The sequence below is a fragment of the Luteimonas sp. 100069 genome, assembly GCF_003813845.1.
GTDB lineage: Bacteria > Pseudomonadota > Gammaproteobacteria > Xanthomonadales > Xanthomonadaceae > Luteimonas > Luteimonas chenhongjianii.
Genome location: NZ_RPFN01000001.1, coordinates 1414415 through 1437006, shown reverse-complemented (window position 1 = coordinate 1437006; position 22592 = coordinate 1414415). Strand labels below are relative to the sequence as shown.

General features: G+C 67.5%; 15 protein-coding genes. 12 read left to right on the top strand and 3 right to left on the bottom strand.

Going from position 1 to position 22592, the window contains the following annotated elements; all coding sequences use genetic code 11:
- The first annotated feature begins 587 nt into the window (after positions 1-587).
- The 7 genes from dapB (at position 588) to EGK76_RS06320 (ending at position 10740) form a co-directional block, all read left to right on the top strand.
- Positions 588-1313, top strand: coding sequence for a 4-hydroxy-tetrahydrodipicolinate reductase (dapB, locus tag EGK76_RS06350; protein WP_096298181.1), 726 nt, complete (start codon positions 588-590; stop codon positions 1311-1313).
- Positions 1314-1459: 146 nt separating this feature from the next.
- The gene (gene carA, locus EGK76_RS06345; protein ID WP_123831999.1) at positions 1460-2581 is read left to right on the top strand and encodes a glutamine-hydrolyzing carbamoyl-phosphate synthase small subunit; all 1122 of its coding nucleotides are present in this window, start codon (positions 1460-1462) and stop codon (positions 2579-2581) included.
- 1 nt (position 2582) lies between these two features.
- Positions 2583-5852: a carbamoyl-phosphate synthase large subunit gene (gene carB, locus EGK76_RS06340; protein WP_123831998.1), complete on the top strand. Its 3270-nt coding sequence runs from the start codon at positions 2583-2585 to the stop codon at positions 5850-5852.
- Between the two features lie 25 nt (positions 5853-5877).
- The gene (greA, locus tag EGK76_RS06335; protein ID WP_179948241.1) at positions 5878-6342 is read left to right on the top strand and encodes a transcription elongation factor GreA; all 465 of its coding nucleotides are present in this window, start codon (positions 5878-5880) and stop codon (positions 6340-6342) included.
- Positions 6343-6591: 249 nt separating this feature from the next.
- Positions 6592-7566 (top strand): phosphoglycerate mutase, encoded by a 975-nt coding sequence (locus tag EGK76_RS06330; RefSeq protein WP_123831997.1) that lies wholly within the window; start codon positions 6592-6594, stop codon positions 7564-7566.
- Between the two features lie 17 nt (positions 7567-7583).
- On the top strand, positions 7584-9293 hold the full coding sequence (gene recJ / locus EGK76_RS06325; RefSeq protein ID WP_233580204.1) for a single-stranded-DNA-specific exonuclease RecJ: 1710 nt from the start codon (positions 7584-7586) through the stop codon (positions 9291-9293).
- 106 nt (positions 9294-9399) lie between these two features.
- Positions 9400-10740 (top strand): ABC transporter substrate-binding protein, encoded by a 1341-nt coding sequence (locus EGK76_RS06320; protein WP_123831996.1) that lies wholly within the window; start codon positions 9400-9402, stop codon positions 10738-10740.
- An 81-nt stretch (positions 10741-10821) separates the two neighbouring features.
- Here EGK76_RS06320 and EGK76_RS06315 read toward each other — a convergent pair whose 3' ends face one another.
- Positions 10822-12777: a GGDEF domain-containing protein gene (locus EGK76_RS06315; protein ID WP_096298193.1), complete on the bottom strand. Its 1956-nt coding sequence runs from the start codon at positions 12775-12777 to the stop codon at positions 10822-10824.
- A 137-nt stretch (positions 12778-12914) separates the two neighbouring features.
- Here EGK76_RS06315 and prfB point away from each other — a divergent pair.
- The 4 genes from prfB (at position 12915) to EGK76_RS06295 (ending at position 19192) form a co-directional block, all read left to right on the top strand.
- Positions 12915-14043, top strand: a protein-coding gene (gene prfB, locus EGK76_RS06310) for a peptide chain release factor 2 (protein WP_096298195.1) whose coding sequence is annotated in 2 segments (ribosomal slippage) — positions 12915-12989 and positions 12991-14043 — 1128 coding nt in all. Because the reading frame shifts where the segments join, the coding sequence is not laid out codon by codon here.
- 231 nt (positions 14044-14274) lie between these two features.
- The gene (gene lysS, locus EGK76_RS06305; RefSeq protein ID WP_096298197.1) at positions 14275-15795 is read left to right on the top strand and encodes a lysine--tRNA ligase; all 1521 of its coding nucleotides are present in this window, start codon (positions 14275-14277) and stop codon (positions 15793-15795) included.
- Positions 15796-15954: 159 nt separating this feature from the next.
- On the top strand, positions 15955-17010 hold the full coding sequence (locus EGK76_RS06300) for a two-component system response regulator (RefSeq protein WP_096298199.1): 1056 nt from the start codon (positions 15955-15957) through the stop codon (positions 17008-17010).
- A 10-nt stretch (positions 17011-17020) separates the two neighbouring features.
- The gene (locus EGK76_RS06295) at positions 17021-19192 is read left to right on the top strand and encodes an ATP-binding protein (RefSeq protein ID WP_096298201.1); all 2172 of its coding nucleotides are present in this window, start codon (positions 17021-17023) and stop codon (positions 19190-19192) included.
- Positions 19193-19201: 9 nt separating this feature from the next.
- Here EGK76_RS06295 and EGK76_RS06290 read toward each other — a convergent pair whose 3' ends face one another.
- Positions 19202-20086, bottom strand: coding sequence for a crotonase/enoyl-CoA hydratase family protein (locus EGK76_RS06290; protein ID WP_096298203.1), 885 nt, complete (start codon positions 20084-20086; stop codon positions 19202-19204).
- A gap of 163 nt (positions 20087-20249) precedes the next feature.
- Positions 20250-21929, bottom strand: a complete 1680-nt coding sequence (locus EGK76_RS06285) for a long-chain fatty acid--CoA ligase (protein ID WP_123831995.1) — start codon at positions 21927-21929, stop codon at positions 20250-20252.
- 230 nt (positions 21930-22159) lie between these two features.
- On the opposite strand from EGK76_RS06285, the gene EGK76_RS06280 reads away from it, so the two are divergent.
- Positions 22160-22579 (top strand): nuclear transport factor 2 family protein, encoded by a 420-nt coding sequence (locus EGK76_RS06280; protein ID WP_123831994.1) that lies wholly within the window; start codon positions 22160-22162, stop codon positions 22577-22579.
- Positions 22580-22592 lie beyond the last annotated feature (13 nt).

The following is a 22592-nucleotide window of genomic DNA, read 5'->3' as shown; positions in this document are numbered from 1 at the left end:
TTGCGCCGGGCCCTTCGGCTGGTGGTCATTCCGTCGCCAATAGTGCGGCCGGGAGCCGGGATCGTGCTCCATCCGCGCATGCGCGCCGGCGTGCCCGGATCTCCGCAGTTGATCCAGCGGGTCGGTGACCCGAGTTGTGTCCGGTGACGCTTGACCCGCAGGTGGCGACGGGCTAGTCGCGCTTTCATCCACAGCGGGTGTGGATGGTTTGAGGACAAGGCTGTGGGTAACTCCTCCAAAGCCGCCTGCGTCCCGGTCCTCCGGAAGCTGGTCAGAATCTCGCCAACAGCCGCAAATCCGCTCGATCTGCCCCTTGACCCGCGCAATGCCATGCGGCACCTGCGAACGCCGCCGCCGGGCTCGCCGAACCCAAGAGGAAGTCGCCGGGTCGCGGGTGCTGTGGCGCCGGCTTTGCGTCCATCGAAAGGGGCGAGGTTGTCAGGCGCAAACCGCCGAAACCGCAGGCGAGGGTCAGGCAAACGTGTCCGCCGCGGCCCAAGGGCGGCACGCTAGAATGCGGACATGGCCATTCAACCGATTTCCAGCGCCGCTTGCCGCCCTCCCACGCGTGGTCTGCAGGTGTCCGCATGAGCGGCCGTGTGCGGGTGCTGGTGCACGGCGCGTCCGGCCGGATGGGCATGACGCTGCTGCGCCTGGCCGCCGATCGCGAGGATCTGTGCGTGTGCGCTGCGGTGTCCGGCCGTCCACCGAAGCAGCGGGTCATCGACGGGGTTCCCTACTTCGGGGCTTCCGAGCTCGCCGGCGTGCCCGCGTTCGACGTCGCGGTGGACTTCAGTCTGCCTGGCGGCTTCGACGCACTGCTTGCCCTGTGCCTCAAGCGCCGCGCGGCGCTGGTTTCGGGCACCACCGGTCTGGATGATGCGCAGCGGGCCGCGCTCGAATCGGCAGGTGGATCGATTCCCGTGCTGTGGGCGTCCAACTTCAGCCTTGGCGTTGCGGTCCTGCAGGATCTGGTGGCGCGCGCGGCGGCCGTGTTGTCGGGTTGGGATTGCGATATCGTCGAGTCGCATCACACGCGCAAGCTCGACGCGCCGTCGGGCACCGCGCTGACGCTGGGTGAGGCCGCAGCGGGGCAGGGCGCGACACCGCATTACGCGTCGATCCGCGCTGGCGATATCGTCGGAGAACATCTGGTGCAGTTCACCAGCCATGGCGAGCGGATCGAGCTGGTGCACCGTGCCACCAACCGCGACATCTTCGCCAACGGCGCTCTGCATGTCGCCGCGCGACTTGCGGGCCGCAACCCCGGCCACTATGCGATCGCCGATGTGCTGTCTGTTGATGCGGCCTGATCGCCGCATTCGCTGAACACACCGTGCGTGGCGCTGGCGCAGGGCGGGCCGCATCAGTACAATTCCCGCTCGCCTGAACCCCAAACCTCCGGACCGGTTTCCACCGCTCTGGCGGTTTCCTGCAACCTGACGTAGGCGAAGACCTCGTGACAGATTCCGCAATCCTCGTCCTTGAAGACGGCACCGTATTCGAGGGCATTTCCGTGGGCGCAACCGGCCTGTCGGTCGGCGAGGTGGTGTTCAACACCGCCATGACCGGCTACCAGGAAGTGCTCACCGATCCCTCGTACGCGCGCCAGCTGGTGACGCTGACCTATCCGCATATCGGCAATACCGGCTTCACCGACCAGGACGACGAAGCGTCGCAGGTCTGGGCGTCGGGCCTGATCGTGCGCAACGTGCCGCGCCGTCCGAGCAGCTGGCGCAGCCAGGTGTCGCTGCCGGAGTGGCTGCGCGCGCGCGGCATCGTCGCGATTTCCGAGATCGATACCCGCAAGCTGACGCGTCTGCTGCGCGACCGTGGCTCCATGAACGGCGCGGTGATGGCGGGCGAAGTCGATGTCGACGCGACGCTCGGAGCCGCGCGCAAATTCCCGGGCCTCAAGGGCATGGATCTGGCCAAGGTGGTCAGTACGACCGAGCGCTACACCTGGACCGACGGCCAGCTGGATCTCGACGCGAACGCGTTCGTGCAGGCAGCGCCGAAGTTCAAGGTCGTTGCCTACGATTTCGGCGTGAAGCACAACATCCTGCGCATGCTGGCCGAGCGCGGCTGCGAGCTCACCGTGGTGCCGGCGCAGACGCCCGCCAGCGAAGTGCTGGCGATGCAGCCCGACGGCGTGTTCCTCGCCAACGGCCCCGGCGATCCGGCCCCCTGCGACTATGCGATCGAAGCGATCCGCAGCTTCATCGACGCGAAGATCCCGACCTTCGGCATCTGCCTCGGCCACCAGTTGCTGGCGCTTGCCGCCGGCGCGCAGACGCTGAAGATGCCGCACGGCCACCACGGTGCGAACCATCCGGTGCAGGACCTCGACTCGGGCAAGGTGCTGATCACCTCGCAGAACCACGGCTTCGCGGTGGACGAATCGACGCTGCCGGCCAACGTGCGCGTGACCCACCGCTCGCTGTTCGACGGCAGCAACCAGGGCATCGCACTGCAGGACGCGCCCGCCTTCTCGTTCCAGGGGCATCCCGAAGCGAGCCCCGGCCCGCATGACGTGGCGCCATTGTTCGACCGATTCGTTGCGCTGATGGAGGCGCGTTGACATGCCCAAGCGTTCCGACATCAAGACCATCCTGATCATTGGCGCTGGCCCGATCGTCATCGGCCAGGCCTGCGAGTTCGATTACTCCGGTGCCCAGGCCTGCAAGGCCCTGCGCGAAGAGGGCTATCGCGTCGTGCTGGTCAACAGCAATCCGGCGACGATCATGACCGACCCCGAGACCGCCGATGCGGTCTATATCGAGCCGATCAACTGGCAGACGGTCGAGAAGATCATCGCCAAGGAAAAGCCCGATGCGCTGCTGCCGACGATGGGCGGCCAGACCGCGCTCAACTGCGCGCTCGACCTGGCCGACAACGGCGTGCTCGAGAAGTACGGCGTCGAGCTGATCGGCGCCAAGCGCGAAGCGATCCGCATGGCGGAAGACCGTGAGCTGTTCCGCGTGGCGATGGGCGAGATCGGCCTGGAATGCCCGCGCGCCGAAGTCGCCCACACGCTCGAGGAAGCGCTCGACATCCAGACCCGCGTCGGCTATCCGACGATCATCCGCCCGAGCTTCACCCTCGGCGGTTCGGGTGGCGGCATTGCCTACAACCGCGAAGAACTGATCGAGATCGTCGGCCGCGGCCTCGAGCTGTCGCCGACGACCGAAGTGCTGGTCGAGGAATCGGTGCTCGGCTGGAAGGAGTTCGAGATGGAAGTGGTCCGCGACACCGCGGACAACTGCATCATCGTCTGCTCGATCGAGAACCTCGATCCGATGGGCGTGCACACGGGCGATTCCATCACCGTGGCACCTGCGCAGACGCTGACCGACAAGGAATACCAGCGCCTGCGCAATGCATCGATCGCAGTGCTGCGCAAGATCGGTGTCGACACCGGCGGCTCGAACGTGCAGTTCGGCATCAATCCGAAGGACGGCCGTGTGGTCGTCATCGAGATGAATCCGCGCGTGTCGCGTTCGTCGGCACTGGCATCGAAGGCAACCGGATTCCCGATCGCCAAGGTCGCGGCCAAGCTCGCGGTCGGCTACACGCTCGATGAACTCAAGAACGAGATCACCGGAGGCAAGACCCCGGCCTCGTTCGAGCCGTCGATCGACTACGTGGTGACCAAGATCCCGCGTTTCGCGTTCGAGAAGTTCCCGCAGGCCGACGCCCGCCTGACCACGCAGATGAAGTCGGTCGGCGAAGTGATGGCGATGGGCCGCACCTTCCAGGAATCGATGCAGAAAGCGTTGCGCGGCCTGGAGACCGGCAAGGTTGGTTTCGATCCGACCGGCCTCGACTTCAACGACGAAGACGACATGGCCACGCTGCGCCGCGAAGTGCGCGAGCCCGGCCCCGAGCGTCTGTTCTATCTCGCCGACGCGTTCCGCGCAGGCCTGTCGGTCGAAGATGTCTATGCGCTGTCGTTCGTGGACCACTGGTTCCTCGACCAGATCGAGGAACTGATCGCGACCGAATCGGAGGTGGCGGCCGCAGGCATCGATGCGCTCGACAAGGCGCGGCTGCGTGCGCTCAAGCGCATGGGCTTTTCCGATGCGCGCCTGGCGCAGCTGCTCGGTACCGACGAGCAGGCCGTCCGTGCACTGCGCCACGCCTTCGGTGTGCGTCCGGTCTACAAGCGCGTCGATTCCTGCGCGGCCGAGTTCGCGACCGACACCGCTTACCTGTATTCGACCTACGAGGACGAGTGCGAGGCGCAGCCGACCGGTCGCGACAAGATCATGGTGCTCGGCGGCGGTCCGAACCGCATCGGCCAGGGCATCGAGTTCGACTACTGCTGCGTGCACGCGGCGCTCGCGCTCCGCGAGGACGGGTACGAGACCATCATGGTCAACTGCAACCCGGAAACCGTCTCGACCGATTACGACACCTCCGACCGCCTGTACTTCGAACCGCTGACCCTCGAGGACGTGCTCGAGATCGTCGAGATCGAGAAGCCCAAGGGCGTGATCGTCCAGTACGGCGGCCAGACCCCGCTCAAGCTCGCGCGTGCACTGGAGGCCAACGGCGTGCCGATCATCGGCACTTCCCCCGAATCGATCGACCTGGCCGAGGATCGCGAGCGCTTCCAGAAGCTGGTCGACGAGCTGGGCCTCAAGCAGCCGCCCAACCGCACCGCGCGCAATCCCGAGGAGGCGCTGGTACTGGCGCGCGAGATCGGCTATCCGCTGGTGGTGCGTCCGAGTTACGTGCTCGGCGGCCGCGCGATGGAGGTGGTGCACGCCGATGCCGACCTCGCGCGCTACATGCGCGATGCAGTGAAGGTGTCGAACGATTCGCCGGTGCTGCTCGACCGCTTCCTCGACAACGCCGTGGAAGTGGACATCGATGTCATCGCGGACAAGGACGGCAACGTGCTGATCGGCGGCGTCATGGAGCACATCGAGGAAGCCGGCGTGCATTCCGGCGACTCCTCGTGCTCGCTGCCGCCGTATTCGCTGTCGAGCGAAGTGCAGGCCCGCCTGCGCGAGCAGGTCGTGGCGCTGGCGCGCAAGCTCAAGGTGATCGGCCTGATGAACACCCAGTTCGCGGTGCAGACCGACGACGACGGCGTGGATACGATCTTCCTGCTGGAAGTGAATCCGCGCGCATCGCGCACCGTGCCGTTCGTCTCCAAGGCCATCGGCCTGCCACTGGCGAAGATCGCGGCGCGCTGCATGGCCGGCAAGACCCTGGCCGAGCAGGGCGCGACCACCGAGATCGTCCCTTCGTACTACTCGGTCAAGGAAGCGATCTTCCCGTTCGCCAAGTTCCAGAACGTCGATCCGATCCTCGGGCCGGAGATGCGTTCCACCGGCGAGGTCATGGGCGTGGGACGCAGCTTCGGCGCCGCGTTCGCCCGCGCGCAGGAGGCGGCGAGCATCAAGACGCCGCCGACCAGCGGCAAGGTGTTCGTCTCGGTGCGCGACCCGGACAAGAAGCGCGTATTGCCGGTCGCCCGCGACCTGGTCGAGCGCGGTTACACGATCGTCGCCACCGCGGGCACTGCGCAGTGGCTGCGCGAGCACGACATCGCCTGCGAGCAGATCAACAAGGTCATCGAGGGCCGGCCGCATGTCGTCGACCTGATCAAGAACGGCGAGATCGCCTATATCGTCAACACGACGGAAGGCAAGCAGGCGATCGCCGACTCGTTCTCGATCCGCCGCGAGGCGCTGCAGCACCGGGTCACGTATTCGACCACCGTGGCGGGCGCCAAGGCGTTGTTGCATTCTCTGGAATATCGCGGCAGCGGGCCGGTGTGGTCGCTGCAGGAACTGCACGCGCAGCTCAAGGGCGGCGCGGCAGACACATCCACACATTGACGGAGGCACGCCCATGCGCGCACCCATGACCATGCGCGGCGCCCAGCGCCTGCGCGAAGAGCTCGAGGAACTGAAGTCCGTCAAGCGGCCGGCGGTGATCGAGGCGATCGCCGAGGCGCGCGCGCACGGCGATCTCAAGGAGAACGCCGAGTACCACGCCGCCCGCGAGCAGCAGAGCTTCATCGAAGGCCGCATCAAGCAGCTGGAAGGCGAGCTCTCGCATGCCGACGTCATCGACGTGGCCAAGCTCAATGCCGGCGACAAGGTGGTGTTCGGCGCGACCGTGGTGATCGCCGACACCGAGACCGATGAAGAGAAGCGTTACCAGATCGTCGGCGACCTCGAGGCCGACATCAAGCAGGGCCTCATCGCGATCTCCTCACCGGTCGCCCGCGCCATGATCGGCAAGCACGAGGGCGACAGCGTCAGCATCGACGCGCCGGGCGGTACCCGCGAGTACGACATCATCAGCGTCGAGTACCTCGGCTAAAGGCGTGCCGGTCGTCTCCCGACACGCGATACCGGGCCCGGCCACGGGCAGGATGACGGGCGGGCCGGCGCGCCGGTCCGGGCGGTTCCCTCCAAGCCGATTCCAGGGCCGGATCGCCGGATCGGGCCTGCCTGCGCCGGATTCATGGTTGCCACGGGCGGCTGGCCGCGGGTGGGTATCCGCATGCCTGCGGGCCCCGGCCGTGCGCGGGCGCGGTGCGCCGCGTCCGGTGGCTGCGGGGACGCCCGCATGAGCGTCGTCACCTTCCTGCTGCCGGCGCCGGCGCGCTTCGGCGCCCAGCGCTGGCTGCCCGATGTCGCGCGCGCTTTCGGGCGCGCCGATGTGGCAACACAGACGCCGGGGCGACGCGCCCAGCTTGCGCGCCATGTCGACCTGCCCGACGGCAGCTGGCCGCTGGCCGCGCTGTCGCGACAGGTGGATGCGGGCGATGCGGGTGCGCCGGAAACGGCCTGGCTGCGCGCGGATCCCGTCTGGCTGCGTCCCGACATCAACGGCGTGCGACTGATGGCGCATGGTGATGCACTGGGCGTGAGCACCGACGACTGCGCCGCGCTGTTGCCGGCCTTGCAGGAGATGTTCGCCGACGCCGGCTTCCAGCTCGACGCGCCCGTGCCTGCACGGTGGTATCTGCGACTGCCGCGCGACACCCGCTTGCCCGCGTTTCCGGATCCATCCGACGCGCTGGGCACGGATCTGTCCGAATTCGAGGACACCAGCCCCGATGCCCGCCGCTGGCGTGCGCTCGGGAGCGAGGCGCAGATCCTGCTGCACAACCATCCCTGGAACGCGGCGCGTGCGGCTGCGGGCAGGCCGCCGATCAATGCGTTGTGGTTCTGGGGCGGCGGCACCTTGCCGGAGGCGCGCGCGGGCGGTGGAGCCGCGCCGCGACAGGTCTACACCGACGACGCGACCCTGCACGCGCTCGCTGCAGGCGCCGCCGGCGCGCAGGCATTGCCTTCACGCTGGCCGGACTTGGACCTGGACCTGGACCCTGGCGCGGCCGCGCTGTTCGACCTGAGCGCGCTGCGCGACCTGCGGCAATTGCAGGCCGACTGGTTGCAGCCGGCGCTGGCCGCCATGAAGCGCGGCCGCATTGCCGTGCTCACGCTCGACGACGAGGACGGGAGCGTATTCGCGCTTCGGCGCTGGCATCGCCTGCGCATGTGGCGCGCTCCGCGGACGCCGGCGGCGAAGCCTTCGTGACGCGCCAGGCGCCGACCATCCGTCGCCGCGACGGCGTGCCCGGCGAGGGCTGGCCCGAGACCATGCCGGCGCTGCTGCGGCGCATCTACGCCAGCCGTGGCGCCCACGACATCACCGCCGCACAGCCGAAGCTCGCGCAGCTGTTGCCCCCGGACACGCTGTCGAACATCGACGCGGCCACGGAACTGCTCGCCGACGCGATCGCGTCAGGTGAACGCATCCTCGTCGTCGGTGATTTCGACTGCGACGGCGCGACCGCCTGCGCGGTCGCTGTCCGCGGTCTGCGCATGCTGGGCGCGCGTGACGTGGTCCATGCGGTGCCCAACCGGGTGACGCATGGCTACGGACTGTCGCCCGCCCTGGTCGAAACGCTCGCGCCGCTGTCGCCGGCCTTGCTGGTGACCGTCGATCACGGCATCGCCTGCCACGCCGGCATCGCTGCGGCCAGGGCGCTCGGCTGGCGCGTGCTGGTCACCGACCACCACCTGCCCGGAGACGTGTTGCCGCCGGCAGATGCGATCGTCAATCCCAACCTGCCGGGCGATGCGTTTCCGAGCAAGGTGCTCGCCGGCGTCGGCGTGATCTTCTACGTGCTGATGGCCCTGCGCGCCCGCCTGCGCGTGCAGGGCGACGCGCGGGCGACGGACGCCGATCTGGGCAGCCTGCTCGATCTGGTCGCGGTCGGTACGGTGGCCGACCTGGTACCGCTCGACGCCAACAACCGCGCACTCGTTTCCGCCGGGCTGCGCCGCCTGCGTGCGCGACGCGGCTGCGCGGGCCTGCATGCGCTGATCGAGATTGCCGGACGGGAGGCTGCGCGCCTGACCGCCGCCGACATCGGCTTCGCGATCGGTCCGCGCATCAATGCGGCCGGTCGGCTCGAGGACATGGCGATCGGCATCGAATGTCTGCTCAGCGACGATGGCGTGCATGCGCGCGGTCTGGCCGACACGCTGCACCGGATCAATGCCGAGCGGCGCGCGGTGCAGCAGTCGATGCTCGACGATGCCGAGGCCGCCGTTGCGGCCCAGGTGCCGGTCGATCCTGCCGGCGCGGGCGTCTGCCTGTTCGATGCCGACTGGCATCCCGGCGTGGTCGGCCTGGTCGCCTCGAAGATGAAGGACACGCTGCATCGCCCGGTCATCGCGTTCGCTCCGGCCGAACCGGGCAGCCCGCAGTTGCGCGGCTCGGCCCGCTCGATTCCCGGCCTGCACATCCGCGACGTGCTGGCCGCGGTCGACGTCGCGCATCCCGGTCTGATCGAGCGCTTCGGTGGCCATGCGATGGCGGCCGGGCTGAGCCTGCAGCGCGATCGTCTCGCGGCGTTCACCGCTGCCTTCGCGGCAGCCGTCGAACGCATGCTCGATCCGGCGCTGCTCCGGGCCGAGATCCTCACCGACGGCCCCTTGCGCGGTGAAGAGTTCGACATCGTCCACGCCGCGCACCTGCGCGATGCCGGGCCGTGGGGGCAGGGCTTCCCGGAGCCGCTGTTCGATGGCGAATTCGCCGTCGTGGACTGGCGCGTGGTCGGCTCCCGGCACCTGAAACTGACACTGCGCCTCGATGGCCATGCGCGGCCGTTGTCGGCGATCCATTTCGGCGGCTGGCGCGAGATCGCGCCCGCTGCGCGCGAGCGTCTGGTGTACCGCCTCGCACCGGACGACTACCGAGGCGGCGATGCCGTGCAGCTCGTGGTCGAACACCGCGAGCCGCTGCCGACCGCCTGAGCCGTTCGACCGCGTGCGCCACCATGAATGCGGGTGCAGAATGCATCGCCGCGCATGCGGCTCAGCAGTCGCCGCTCCGGCGCTGCCGTCCAGCCGGGAGAGCTCATTGAAGACCGTCCAGACCTTGACCCTCGCCATTGCGCTTGCCATGGCACCCGCGATGTCTCCCGCCGCCGCCGTGGCCGAACCCGCCGATGCCCTGACGCTCGGCGCGGAACGTCGCGGGGAGATCACCAGCCGGTCCAGCCTCAATCACCAGGACGGCTCGCGCAGCCAGCTCTACCGCATCGATCTGCGCGAGGGCCAAGTCGTCGCCTTCAAGCTCGAGGGCGCGCTGCGTGGCAGGCTCACGGCCTTCCATGACGGTGATCTGGTCGCGACCTCCAATCCCGAGCGCGAATCGGCGCCACTGGTCGTGCGCGCCAGGCGAGCGGGCAGCTACACCATTGCCGTCAGCGGGGTCGATGCCAGTGCATATGGTCCGTTCACGTTGCAGGCCACGGCGATCGAGGCCTACAACGGCGAGACCCTGCGCGTGGGCGCGGCGATCAGTGACTGGACCGATGCGCGTCGCCAGCTGCCGCTGCAGATCGACGAGGCCGGCTTCTACACGATCGACATGATGTCCGACGATTTCGACTCGGTGCTCAAGCTCGATGGTCCTGGCGTTGCGCTGAGCAACGACGACGGCGGCGACGGCAGCAACGCGCGTATCAGCGCACGCCTCGCGCCGGGCACCTACACGCTGACGGCCGAAGGCTATGGCGGCGATCGCATCAACGGGCTGTACCAGATCCGCGTGGCCGCGCGTCCGCTGCCTGAAGGCGGCTTGCGGGAAGGCGGCGCACTGGACGTCGGCAGCACGTTGACCGGCCTGTACGAAGGCAACGCGCATGCGTACACGTTCTCGCTGCCGGCGCGTCGCGTCGTCCGCATCGACATGCGCAGCGACGAGATCGATCCGTTGATGCACCTGGCCGGCAACGGTGTGGAGAAGACCGACGACGACGGCGGCGACGGCCTCAACGCGCGCATCTCGATGCTGCTCGAGCCGGGCGACTACACGCTGCGCGCCGACGCTGCATCCGCGGGCGCCGGTCTGTACACGCTGGCGTTTGCTGCGTCAGAAGCGCCGGACAATGTCGGCGGCGGCACGCTGGCGGCGGGCCGTCCGATCGAGGCCACGTTGCTGCCCGGCATGACCGACCGCTGGACGTTCAACATCCGCAGCGCTGGCGAGTACGCCATCGCAATGCACTCCGACGACGTCGACAGCTATCTGCGCCTGAGCCGCGACGGCCAGGAAGTGGCGACCGATGACGATGGCGGCGGCGCATTGAATGCACGCATCGCACAGCGGCTCGAGTCGGGCAGCTATGTCGTCGAAGCTTCGTCGGTGGACGGCGACACCGGCGGCAATTACCGCATCTCGCTCGAGCGTCGCTGACTCCGGCGACCGGTTCTGCGCAGGGCGGGGCAGGGCCGGTCTGGCAGCAGATCGAGCGGACCGCACGATGCATCGCCGCGGTTATGGCCGTGATTGCGCCGCGGTGGGCTCCGCGTCCACTTCGGCTTCTCCGGCGCCCCAGTGAATCTGCGCCCGGCTGCTGCACGCGGCCGCGGCACCCGATGCGATCGCGGCTTCCGGGTCGCGCAGGATTTCCGCAATCGTCGCGTCAGTGACGGCATCGCTTCCCCACAGACCGGTCCACGCCGCGCGCCCGCCGCGCTTGGATGCGTAGAGCGCGCGGTCGGCCAGGCCGACTGCATCCTGCCAGCCACCGCGGCTCGTCGCACTGCCAGGAAGAAACGGCCAGCAGGCGAAGCCGAGCGAGATCGACAACGGCACTGCGCCCACCTCGTCGATCTCGAACGATGCGCCGCCGATCGCGTTCCCCAGCCGCTCGGCGATCTCGGTGGCGGCACGCAATTCGATGCCCGGGCAAGAGACCAGAAACTCTTCGCCACCCCAGCGCGCCACCAGGTCGCCCGGGCGACAGCAGTCGATCAGCCGGGCGGCAATCTGCACCAGGATCGCGTCACCGGTGGCGTGCCCGTAGCGGTCGTTGCATTGCTTGAAGTGGTCGACATCGATCAGGAACACCGCGTTGCGCAGCGCAGGCCGTGTCGGGAGCGGGGTGGCCCCCAGGCGGCGCATCGCGGCGCCGCGGTTCTCCAGCCCGGTCAGTCCATCGGCTGATCCGAGGTGATGCAGGCGCAGGTTGACCCGGCGCTGGTACCACCAGAATGCGAGCATCAGCACGGCCAGCACGATGGCGCAGATCACCGCGGCATTGCGCAGCCAGCGCGTGTGCATCAGGTTCAGCGCTTCGACCTGCTGCGCCTCGCGCAGCGCGATGATCTCGCGCTCGCGCACCTGGTCCAGCAGTTTCGCCTGCAGCCCGGCCAGGCTGTCGAGGTTCTGCGAGCGCAGGTTCCGGACCTCCGACCCCAGCAGGGCCTCCTGCGCATCCAGCGCTTCTTCGAACCTGCCGCCCGCGCGCAAGGCTGCGATTTTCGCCCGCACCGCATCGCTGTACTCCCTGCACGGCTGCGCCGTGCCGACCAAGGCCATCGCGTGTTCCGCGTGCGTGCGCGCCACGTCCGGCGTGCCGTCGTCGAGCGCAAGCCTGGACATGCGCAGCAGGGTGATGGCAGCGCCCGCCCGGTCACCGGACTCGGACTGCAGGTCGGCGATGCGCCGCAGCTCGACCATGGCGGACGCGGTTCCGCCCTTTGCCAGCCGGGACCGGATGGCGATGCGCTCGGCGCGCGCACGACGCCCGATGTAATCGTCGTCGTCTCCCAACTGCGCAGCGGCGTCGAAGTTGACCAGGGCGTCGCGGTCTCGGCCCGCACGCAGGTAGTTCAGGCCGCGGTTCAAGTGCAGCAGGACCGTCTGCTTTTCGGGCAGATCCGAGCCGGCGATGATCTCGTCGGCCTGCTCGAAGAATCGCTCGGCAGCCTCGTAGGATTCGAGTTCTTCGCTGTAGATGCTGCCGACGTTGATCAGCATCACGGTCTGGGCGATGGCGGATTCGTCGAGTTCCGCCGCTTCGTACGCGCGAATGTAGAGATCGAGCGCGCGCGGGATGAAGCCGACGCTATGCAGGGTCGATCCGGCATTGGACAGCGCGCGCAGCTGGAACGCGGGCGGCATGGGATGCGCCTGCAGCAGCGATTCGACGCGATCGACCGATGCGCTAGCGCGCCTGCCGTCACCGAGCAACGCCGCGGCGCGGCCGAGGCAGCTCTGCAGCTTCATCTCTTCATCGTGTGCCAGCGGGCCGCGCGCGAGGACCGCGTCGGCAAGTTGCAGCGCGGCCGCGGGATCGTGCTGTCGCAGCTCGAAGCAGCGATCGATGTCGGCGGCGGCAGACACCGGAGTCGGCGGCGTCAACGCCGAAACCGGTGCGATCCAGGCCAGCGTCGCGCCCGCCAGAGCGGCGGCCAGCCGGAACGTCCATCTTGTGCGTGTGGTCATGTGGTCGCGTTGTCCTGCCAGGGTCCCCGTTGGCAAGCATCGAGTCTAAACAGATTCGCTATGCACCTGCCCGGGCGCGGTGCGCGGCATGGCCGAGGACTTGTTAGAATCCCCGGTTTTCCGCGGTTCCCAATCCCATGCTTGAACTCAATCCCGTTCGCCAGCGCATCGCCGACCTTCGCGGTCGGCTGGATGCGCTCAGGGGGTTTCTTTGACTACGACGCCCGTCGCGAGCGTCTGGAAGAAGTCGAGCGCGAGCTCGAAGACCCGAACATCTGGAACGATGCCGAGCGCGCACAGGCGCTGGGCCGCGAGCGTTCGTCGCTCGACAAGACCGTCAACGGCATCCGCAGCCTGACCGAGGGGCTGGAAGGCGCCAGTGAACTGCTGGAGCTGGCCGAATCGGAGAATGACGAGGACACCGCGCAGGCGGTGGTCGAGGACGTCGAACGCTTCGGCAGCGAGGTCGACAAGCTGGAATTCCAGCGCATGTTCTCCGGCGAGCTGGACCACGCCGCAGCGTTCGTCGACATCCAGGCCGGCGCCGGTGGCACCGAGGCCCAGGACTGGGCCGAAATGCTGCTGCGCATGTATCTGCGCTGGGCGGAAAGCCGCGGCTGGAAGGCCGAGCTGATGGAGGTTTCCGGCGGCGAAGTCGCGGGCATCAAGTCCGCGACCGTGCGGATCGAGGGCGATTTCGCCTACGGCTGGCTCAAGACCGAGATCGGCGTGCACCGGCTGGTGCGCAAGTCGCCGTTCGACTCCGACAACCGCCGGCATACCAGTTTCACATCGGTGTTCGTATCGCCGGAAGTCGACGACAACATCGAGATCGACATCAACCCCGCCGATCTGCGTACCGACGTGTACCGCTCGTCGGGCGCCGGTGGCCAGCACGTCAACAAGACCGAGTCGGCGGTGCGCATCACCCACATCCCGACCAATACCGTCGTCGCCTGCCAGACCGGGCGCAGCCAGCACCAGAACCGCGACACCGCGATGAAGATGCTGGCCGCCAAGCTCTACGAGCTGGAACTGCAGAAGCGCAATGCGGAGAAGGACGCGCTGGAAGCCACCAAGTCCGACATCGGCTGGGGCAGCCAGATCCGCAACTACGTGCTCGACCAGAGCCGCATCAAGGATCTGCGGACCGGCGTGGAGCGCAGCGATACGCAGAAGGTCCTCGACGGCGATCTCGACGAGTTCGTCGAGGCCGCGCTCAAATCCGGCCTCGAGGCCGGCGCCAAGCGCACCGACGCGAGCTGAGTTTCCAGAGCCAACCCATGGCCGCGCGGTTGCGGCCTGGTGGTCCGTGTCGAGGTTCATCTGGCGCACACGGACCGTCAATGCGCCACTCCGTACGATGGCGCCTTCCCGGCGTCCGGTCGCGCAACGACCGGACGGTCCGCCCCCCGGCAGCCGGCCTTTCATGCCCGGCGTCCGTATTCACCTCCGCGTTTCGATGCAGATCCGCGGTTCCACTTCGCAGAGATCGCCATGAACCAGCAACCCGCCAATCCGCAGCCCGTCGACGAGAACGCTCTGATCGCGGAGCGTCGCAGCAAACTGGCCGCGCTACGCGGGCAGGGCGTGGCCTTCCCGAACGATTTCCGGCGCCGTGACGAGGCCGGCGCATTGCAGGCGCGCTACGGTGATGCCGAGCGCTGGAGCGGCGAGGCGCTGGAGGCCGAGGGGGTGCGGGTCGCCGTGGCCGGGCGGCTCATGGCCAAGCGGCTCATGGGCAAGGCCGCATTCGCGCAGATCCAGGATGTGAGCGGCCGACTGCAGCTGTTCCTTCAGTCGTCGACGCTGGGCGATCGTTACGACGCATTCAAGACCTGGGACGTGGGCGATATCGTCGCCGCCGAAGGCACGCTGATGCGGACGAAGACCGGAGAGCTTTCGGTCAAGGTCGAGACGATCCGCCTGCTGACCAAATCGTTGCGCCCGTTGCCGGACAAGTGGCATGGCCTGTCCGACGTCGAGCAGCGTTACCGCCAGCGTTACGTCGACCTGATCGTCTCGCCGGAAGCACGCGCGGTGTTCGTCAAGCGCTCCCGGATCATCTCCGCGATCCGCCAGTGGCTCGACAGCCGCGACTTCCTCGAAGTCGAAACGCCGATGATGCATTACGTCGCCGGCGGCGCCGCAGCCAAGCCGTTCATGACCCACCACAACGCGCTCGGCCTCGACCTGTACCTGCGCGTCGCGCCCGAGCTTTATCTCAAGCGTCTGGTCGTGGGCGGTTTCGAACGGGTCTACGAGATCAACCGCAACTTCCGCAACGAGGGCGTGTCGACCCGGCACAACCCGGAGTTCACGATGCTCGAGCTCTACGAGGCCTACGTGGCCTACGAGGAGATCATGGACCTGGCCGAGGGGCTGATCCGCGATGTGGCGAAGCAGGCGGTCGGTACCACGGCGCTGGAGTGGGACGGCCATGCGATCGATGTCGGTCCGGCGTTCCGCCGCTGGAAGCTCGAGGAAGCCGTGCGCGAACTCAATCCGGAGATCACGGTTGCCGACTGCCGCGACCGTGACGCCCTGGCCGCGCACTGCGCGCGCCTGGGGCTGCACGTCAAGGCCGGCGACGGCTGGGGCAAGCTGCTGCTCGAGATCTTCGAAGAGACTGTCGAGGCCGGCCTGATCCAGCCGACCTTCATCACCCATTATCCGGTCGAGGTCTCGCCGCTGGCGCGCGAGTCCGATGACGAAGCAGGTATCACCGACCGCTTCGAACTGTTCATCGGCGGCAAGGAGTTCGCCAACGGATTTTCCGAGCTCAACGATCCCGAGGACCAGGCCGCGCGCTTCCGCGCCCAGGTCGATGCGCGCGCCGGCGGCGACGACGAGGCCATGCACTACGACGCCGACTACATCCGTGCGCTGGAGGTCGGATTGCCGCCGACCGGCGGGCTGGGCATCGGCATCGATCGTCTGGTGATGCTGCTGACCGGCTCGGCATCGATCCGCGACGTGCTGCTGTTTCCCTATATGCGACCGCAGGTTGACGGCTGAGGGCCCCAGCTGCCCCCGCCAGACGGCCATCCGGGCCGCGCCACGAGTTGGACATCCCGGTGCGGCGGGGCCGGAATGGCGGATGTTGCTGGCGCGGGACTTGCTTCGGATGAACCCCGGCCGCGATGATGCGGCTGGGATCACTGGAGGAAGCTCGGCATGAACATCGTCATCGTCGACGATCAGACGTCCGCGAGGACCATGCTGCGTCACATCCTCGAGGACATCAGTCCCGAGCTGGAAGTGTTCGACTTCGGAGATCCCGAGGTCGCGCTGCGCTGGTGCGAGGACCACCGCGCCGACCTGCTGCTGCTCGACTACCGGATGCCGATCGTCGATGGGCTGGAATTCGCCCGGCGGTTCCGGCGGCCGATGCTGCATCGCGACGTGCCGATCGTCCTGGTCACCGTGGTCGGCGACGAGCCGATCCGCCAGGCGGCGCTGGAGGCGGGGGTCATCGATTTCCTGGTCAAGCCGGTCCGTCCTCGCGAGTTGCGGGCACGCTGCCGCAACCTGCTGCAGTTGCGGCAGCAATCCGAATCGGTGAAGCAGCGCGCGCTTTCGCTGGAGCAGCGCCTGCTCAAGAGCATGCACGAGGTCGAGGAGCGCGAACGCGAGACCCTGACCCGGCTGGCGCGGGCGATCGCGTATCGCGACGCCAGCACGAGCGCCAACCTCGAACGCGTTGCTGCGGTCGCGGGCATGGTCGCCGAGGCGATGGGGCTGTTCGAGGACGAGGTGCGGATGATCGAGCTGGCTGCGCCGCTGCACGATATCGGCAAGATCGCGATCCCCGACGCCATCCTGATGAAGCCCGGTCCGCTGACCGCCGAGGAGATGGCGACGATGCGTGAACACCCGCAGATCGGCTACGAGCTGCTCAGCAACAGCCAGAATCGCTTCATCCAGCTCAGCGCCCTGATCGCGCTGCGGCATCAGGAACGCTTCGACGGCACGGGCTATCCCGATGGTCTGGCCGGTGAGCAGATTCCGCTCGAGGCACGGATCGTCGCGATTGCCGACGTGTTCGACGCCCTGATGTCCAAGCGCCCCTACAAGCGCGCCTGGTCGATCGAGGAGGCGCTCGCCTACATCGCCGAGAACAGCGGGCGGCATTTCGATCCTCGCTGCGTGGAGGCGATGCTTGCGAACGTGCCCCGTCTGGAGCTGATCTGTGCGCGCTTCGGCGGGCGCCCGGCGGGATCGCTGCAGTGATCCGCCCGGGATGAACGCCGTCAGCTGGCTGGAGGATCGACTGTCGGGCCGCCCCGACAGCGAGCATGGCCAGGCATCGATCCGGCTCGCCCTGCTGTTCGTGGTGCTGGTCTTTCTGCTATGGACGGACCACACCGGAACCCGTCTGCCTGCCTTCGAGCAGGTCATGGCGATGGTGATCGTGGGCTTCTGCATCGGTGCGACATTGCTGATGTGGATCGTCGCGCGCCCGGAAACTTCGCATCCGCGCCGCGTGGTCGGAATGTTTTCCGATTACGGCCTGATGGGCGCGGCCATGACCGTGATGGGTGGGCCGATCGGCTGGGTGTACGTGCTGATCCTGTGGGTCACCGTGGGCAACGGCCTGCGCTTCGGCAATCGCTACCTCTATGCGGCGATGACCATGGCGGCCATCAGCTTCGGCAGCGTGCTGATGCTTACCCCGTACTGGCACGCGAATCTCAGTCTTGGCATCGGCCTGCTGATCGGCCTTGTCGCGATACCGCTGTACCTGTCGGGCCTGCTGCGCGACCTGACCAATGCCACCAGCGAGGCCAAGCGCGCCAGCGAGGCCAAAAGCCGCTTCCTGGCCAATATGAGTCACGAATTCCGCACGCCGCTCAACGGCCTGGCGGGTGTGTCCGAACTCCTGGCGACCACCCGGCTCGACGACGAGCAGCGCGAATATCTGGGCACCATACGCGCGTCCACCTCGAGCCTGCTCTCGCTGGTCGAGGACGTGCTGGACATTTCCGCGATCGAAGCGGGCAAGCTGCGCGTCGTCGTGCAGCCGTTCTCGCTGCGCGAGGTGGTCAACAGTGTCGATCTGGTGCTGCAGCCCGGAGCGCGCGCCAAGCGCCTGGACTACGTGTCCACGGTCGCCGACGACGTGCCGGACCTGCTGCTCGGGGATCCGGCCCATCTGCGCCAGGTGCTCACGAATCTGGTCGGAAACGCGGTCAAGTTCACCCGCGCCGGTTCGGTCCGGTTCGACGTGGGCACCGCCTCCGGCCCGTCGGACACGCTGCGGCTGAAGTTCACCGTCGCAGACACGGGCATCGGCATTCCCGCTTCGGCCAGGGCCCGGTTGTTCGAGGCCTTCGAGCAGGCCGATACGACCCTCTCCCGTGGCTTCGGCGGCACAGGCCTCGGGACCAGCATCGCCAAGCGCCTGACCGAGGCAATGGGCGGGACGATCGGATTCGAAAGCACCGAGAACGCGGGCAGCCGTTTCTGGGTGGAACTGCCGTTCGAGCAGGTGGATGCGCTCGGCGCGGCAGGCCCGGACCAGGCCGGTTTGCTGGAGCCCGTGACGCGTATGGATACGCAGCCGGTCAATGTCATCGCGTTCAGCGATCCCTTCATGCGCCATCGTCTGCGCGTGCGCAGCATGCGCGTGCTGATCGCCGACGACCATGCGGCCAACCGCATGGTGCTGGAACGCCTGCTGCAGAAGGCCGGCCACAGCGTGACGAGTGTGACCGGTGCCGAGGACGTGCTCGATGTGCTGGCCAGTGACGACCATGACGCGATCGTCGTGGATCTGCACATGCCCGGCATGAGCGGCCTGGACATGTTGCGGCAGATGCGGGTGATGGAGGCAGGTTCCGCGCGCACGCCGGTGATCGTGCTCAGCGCCGACGTCACGCCGTCATCGATCGCGAACTGCCGGAAGGCCGGGGCCTACGCCTTTCTGGCCAAGCCGGTGGTCGCCTCGCGCCTGCTGGACCTCCTGGCGGACATCGCGGTGCCCGGGTCGCGACCGGTGCGCGAGGCCGATCCGATTCCGGTGGCGGCGGCGCCACGCGATGGCGTCCTCGACACCGGCGTGCTCGAAGAGCTCGCATCGCTCGGTCTGGGCGACAACTTCGTGGTCACCTTCGTCGCCCAGTGCATGGACGATGCGCGCACCTGTCTGGCGGGGATCGATCAGGCCGGGCAGGGGGAAGACTGGTCTGCGATGCGCGACCATGCGCATGCGCTCAAGGGCGTATCGGGCAACGTCGGGCTGGTGCAGCTGGCGGCTGGCAGTGGCGAGATCATGGCGCTGCCGGACTGGGAGCTGCGACGCGAATGGCGCCGACGTCTCGACACGCTCGCGGCGCAGTTCGACGAGGGCGGTCGCGCCCTTCGCGCGCGCGGACAGGCTGGGTCCGCGCGCGACCGGGGAAGGGAGTGCTGATCTGGTAGATCAGCGGGCAGCGGCACCGGCGTTGGGCAGGTAGCTGCGACGGGTTTGTGCCTTGACGATGCGGTCCATCGTTCTCAGCGAGCGGTCGTCGAGTGCGAGCGCGGTATCCACCCAGACCTCGGTGATCCGCATGAGCTCGTCGAAGCCGACCGGCTGCGCGATACCGCGCACGGTGTTGAGGGCGATGTGCGCATGGGGTGCGCGCTGCTGCCGGCGGACCAGGTCCGCAACCGCAGCCGGGCCTTCGCCGCGCGGCACGAGGACGTCGACCACGCCCATCTCGTGCATCTCTTCGGCGCTGAAGAGGTTGCCTTCGAGAATGATGCGCTCGGCAAGTTGCGGCGCCACCCGCTTGCTGAGGAACGAATAGGCGCCCATGCCCGGGAACAGCCCGAACAGCACTTCGGGCAGGCCCATCTGGGCGCCTGCTTCGGCGACGATCGTCTGGCACGAGAGCGCAAGTTCGAAGCCGCCGCCCAATGCATCGCCCTGGACCAGCGCAATCATCCGCACGTCTCCACCAAGGCCCGAATGGATGTGGTGGACGCCGTCCACGCACTTGCGGGCGTAGGCCAGCAGATGTTCGCGGTCTGCGGCCCGGATCAGCTGGGCGAAGAGGGCAAGATCACCGCCGAGATTGAACGCGTCGGCGTCGGAGGCGACCACCACGTGGCGGAGGCGACCGGGCTGGCGCTGCTGCTCGCGCAGGGTGATGGAATTGAGGAAGCTCCACATGTCGTCCATGAGGCCGGGCCGGAAGCAGGGGCGATCCCCTGCGGCCAGCTGGCTGTGCATGTACATCCAGTGGACGAGATTGGCCGGATCCGACTCCACCCGCATGTTCGGGTATGGGCGGATGCGCAACAGTTGTTCGACATTGTTCATGGTGATCCCCTTGCAGAGGACCCCACCGGCCGGGCCCCGGCAGGGCCCGATTGATACAGATATGCCCGATAGCGCTTCTATGCGCTCATCGGGCCAACAGGGCAAGGATTTCGCCGCCTCCGTCACAGAATGCGGCGGAACCCAGCCTGTTATGTGATGCGTGTCACGCTTTCTTGGGTTCGTCCCGCAATTCGCGCCGCAGGATCTTGCCGACGTTGGTCTTGGGCAGCTCGTTCCGGAACTCGACGATGCGCGGGTGCTTGTAGCCGGTCAGGTGCTGGCGCGCGTGGGCCTTGACCTGCTCGGCAGTCAGCGTCGGATCCTTGCGGACGATGATGACCTTCACCGCTTCACCTGATTTCTCGTCATCCACACCGATCGCCGCCACCTCGAGCACGCCCGGCATCATCGCGATGACGTCCTCGACCTCGTTGGGATACACGTTGAATCCGGACACCAGGATCATGTCCTTCTTGCGATCGACGATGTAGAAGAACCCCTTCTCGTCCATGCGGGCCATGTCGCCGGTATGCAGCCAGCCGTCCGCATCGATCGCATCGGCGGTGTCCTGGGGGCGCTGCCAGTACCCCTTCATCACCTGCGGGCCGCGGATGCACAGCTCGCCGACTTCGCCGACAGGCAGCATCGCGCCGTCTTCATCCTTGATGCAGGCATCGGTAGACGGCACCGGCAAACCGATCGAGCCGTTGTACTCGGGCAGATCCATGGGATTGATGCACGCGGCGGGCGAGGTCTCGGTCAGCCCGTAGGCCTCGACCAGGGTCACGCCGGTGACCTTCTTCCAGCGTTCGGCGACGGCGCGCTGCACGGCCATGCCGCCGCCCAGCGTGAGCCGGAGCGGGCTGAAATCGATCTCGGAAAAACCTGGTGTGTTGAGCAAGCCGTTGAACAGCGTGTTGACGCCGGTGATCGCGGTGAAGGGCTCACGCTTGAGCTCCTTGACGAAGCCCGGCATGTCGCGCGGATTGGTGATCAGGATGTTCTTGGCCCCGAGCCGCATGAAGACCAGCCCGTTCGCTGTCAACGCGAAGATATGGTAGAGCGGCAGCGCGGTGACGATGGTTTCCTGGCCCGGTCGCGCGCGCGGACCGATCCATTCCGAGGCCTGCAGCATGTTGGCGACGAGATTGCGATGGGTGAGCATCGCGCCCTTGGCTACGCCCGTGGTGCCGCCCGTGTACTGCAGGAAGGCAATGTCGTCGAGGGTGATCGTGACCGGCGGCAGCTCGTGCTTGTGCCCGAGTGCAAGCGCCTCGCGGAACCGGATCGCGCCGTGGATGGCGTAATCGGGAACCATCTTCTTCACGTACTTGAGCACGAAGTTGACGATCGGACCCTTCGGGAAACCGAGCAGGTCGCCAAGGCCGGTGGTGATGACCTGTTTGACCTGGGTATCAGGCAGCACGTCCTGGACGGTCTTGCCGAAGTTGTCCATGACCAGCACTGCGGACGCACCCGAGTCCACCAGCTGGTGGCGCAGCTCGCGCGCGGTGTACATCGGATTGGTATTCACCACCGTCAGCCCGGCGCGCAGGACGCCGAACGTCGCGATCGGGTACTGGAGGCAGTTGGGCATCATGATCGCGACGCGATCGCCCTTCTTGAGCTTGAGTTCGCCGAGCAGATACGCCGCAAAATCGCGGCTGCGCGCGTCGAGTTCACCGTAGGTGAGCGTCTTGCCCATGTTGGAGAAGGCGACGTTGTCGCGGAATTTCGCGATCGCCTCGTCGAGGACTGCCGGAACCGAGCCATACTGCTCGGGATCGATCTCCGCCGGTACGCCTGCAGGATAATTCGCCAGCCACGGGCGTCGCTCGGTCATGCATTCCTCTCCCAGATTGAAGGCCGTCACTCGGACTGGCGAACGTGCCTGTGCAATGCGCCAGATTGGAGCATAGGCACCGGGGGGAGGCAAGGCGCGTCGCGGCGTAAATGCAGGCGTTCGGTGCATGGTCGCTGCGAAAATCCCGACGTTTGCCACAACCCGGAGCCTCCATGCCATTGCCATATCTCACCGCGCCCCGCTGGAGGATTGCCGTTCCGGCCGCGGTAATGGTGCTGCTTGCGACGACGCTGGTCGCCTGCGGCGGCGCGTCGTCCCCCGAAGAAGCGGTTCGTTCGCAGGTCGCGGCGCTGCAGTCGGCGATCGAGGAGCGCAGCGCATCCGCCGTGGCCGAACTTCTCGACGAGGATTTCATCGGGCCGCAGAACATGGACCGCCGCGCGGCGCGGCAGATGACCGCAGCCCTGATGCTGCGCCATCAGCGTATCGGGGTGATCACCGGCCCGCTGGACGTGCAGCTCCAAGGCGAGGATCGCGCGCTCGTGCGAGCGCGCGCCGCGCTCACGGGCGGCGAGGGGAGCGCACTTCTGCCCGACAGCGCGCAGGCCTGGCGGATCGAAAGCGGATGGCGGTTGCGCGGCGGCACATGGCGAATCACCAGCCTGACCTGGACGCCGGCCCTGCAATAGGGCCGGCGAGCGG